Below are 1,177 nucleotides of genomic sequence, written 5' to 3' on the forward strand. Positions count from 1 at the left end.
CTGGGGCTCGCGGACCGGGTGGACAGCGTGCGTCCGTATCCGCGGCTGCGCGATCTGTGGCGCATGGTGTCGCGGAGCGCGTACGCGCAGTTGCGGCACAGTCCGGTGCTGCTGGCCGGTACGGTCGCCGGGCTGGCGCTGGTGTACCTGGTGCCGCCCGTCGCGGTGGTCGTGGGCGCGGTGGCGGGGAGCGGGGCCGCGGCGGTCCTCGGCGCGGCGGCCTGGCTGGTGATGTCGGGGACGTACGTGCCGATGCTCCGGTACTACCGGCAGCCGCTGTGGCTCGCCCCCCTGCTGCCGTTCACCGCGGCGCTGTACCTGCTGATGACGGTGGACTCGGCGGTGCTGCATCACCGGGGGCGTGGTGCGGCCTGGAAGGGCCGCACCTACGCGCGTCCGGACGCCGTGCCCGACGAGGGCTGACCATGCGTCGCCTCACTTGCGGCCGGGGGTCCAGTTCATGCCCCACCCGTAGGCGTGGTCGACGGTGCGCTGCGGGCTCACCCCACGCTCGGGTACCAGGTAGCGGGCCTCGCGCTGGACGACGAGCTCGCCGCCGCCGGTGTTGGTGATCAGGGCGAGCGCGCACACCGTCGAGGGGACGGTGCACTCGTCGAGGGAGAAGTCGATCGGCGCGCCGTGCTGCGGCCGGAGCGTGACCGTGGCGTGCAGGTCGGCGAAGGAGCGGGCGCCCTCGTAGATGGTGACGAAGACGAGGACGCGCCGGAGGAGGTGCTTGTGGTCGAGGTTGACGGTGAGGTTCTCGCCGTTCGCCACGGCACCGGTGCGGTCGTCGCCGTCCAGGTGGATGAAGGGGGGCTGGTGCAGTGCCCCGAAGGCGTTGCCGAGGGCCTGGACGACGCCCTTGCGTCCGTCGGTGAGCTCGTACAGGGCGCACAGGTCGAGGTCGAGGTCGGAGTGCATGGCGACCGGGCGGCCCAGCTTGCCGGCCCAGCCCGAGAACTGCTTGCGCACCTCCCAGTTGAGGTTCACGTGCAGGGCGCCCGACGTGCCGCCCTGCTTGGCCAGGGAGACGGAGGGGGCCGCCTTGGTGAGCGTCACCTTCGTCAGCCGGACCGGCGCGGACGGCGGGGGCGGTGCGACCGGAGGGGGCATGGTGACCGGGGGCATGGCGGGCGGCCCCGGGGCCGCGGGGGCGGCGGGCGCCGCGGGGGCG

Annotated in this window: 2 pseudogenes; one reads left to right on the forward strand and one right to left on the reverse strand. The window is 74.0% G+C overall.

What is annotated here, in order from left to right:
- A pseudogene (locus tag B7767_RS32600) lies at positions 1–423 on the forward strand (glycosyl transferase family 2); the annotation flags it as partial.
- A 12-nt stretch (positions 424–435) separates the two neighbouring features.
- Here the strand turns inward: B7767_RS32600 and B7767_RS32605 are convergent.
- Positions 436–1,177: pseudogene (locus tag B7767_RS32605) on the reverse strand (Tellurium resistance); the annotation flags it as partial.

The sequence above is a fragment of the Streptomyces sp. 13-12-16 genome (genome assembly GCF_002114215.1).
GTDB lineage: Bacteria > Actinomycetota > Actinomycetes > Streptomycetales > Streptomycetaceae > Streptomyces.